This window comes from Mucilaginibacter angelicae, assembly GCF_042434235.1.
In the GTDB taxonomy this organism is placed as follows: Bacteria; Bacteroidota; Bacteroidia; order Sphingobacteriales; family Sphingobacteriaceae; genus Mucilaginibacter; species Mucilaginibacter angelicae.
Genome location: NZ_JBHLTS010000026.1, coordinates 1 through 532, shown reverse-complemented (window position 1 = coordinate 532; position 532 = coordinate 1). Strand labels below are relative to the sequence as shown.

Annotated in this window: 2 rRNA genes; both read right to left on the bottom strand. The window is 40.8% G+C overall.

The annotated features are described in order from the left end of the window. Positions 1-67: 67 nt before the first annotated feature. Positions 68-179 (bottom strand): 5S ribosomal RNA (gene rrf / locus ACFFGT_RS19100). 250 nt (positions 180-429) lie between these two features. Next, positions 430-532, bottom strand: a 23S ribosomal RNA gene (locus tag ACFFGT_RS19095); the annotation flags it as partial.

Genomic DNA, 532 nt, shown 5'->3' with positions numbered 1-532 from the left:
TTCAACGCAAAAAGCCTTAGTTGTTGACTAAGGCTTTAGCATTTGTTGCACCATTAAAGGTGATAAAGGTTGGCACCGACCTACTCTCCCACGTTTTACCGCAGTACCATCGGCTCTGGCGGGCTTGACTTCTCTGTTCGGAATGGGAAGAGGTAGACACCGCCGATATAGGCACCTGAATATTTTTAGTGTATGGTTCATTGGGTGAGTGGTTAAGTGGTTGAATAGTTTTACAACTACTCACTTAATCAACTATTCACCATTCTCCAACACTTAAACATAATTGAAAGAAGTGATTGAATTTAAGAGAAAACAACAGCATGCGTTGTTTTTGTTTGTTTCAGGTGAATGATCAATTTCGTTGTTTTTGTTTGCGATTTTGCAACCACTCTCTCAATCAACTCTATCAACCACTCACCCTATTTCTATCTGAAGAAAGCTTCGGGCAATTAGTATCACTCGGCTATGATGTCACCACCTTTATACCTATGACCTATCAACGTAGTAGTCTCCTACGACCCTCAATGGAAGT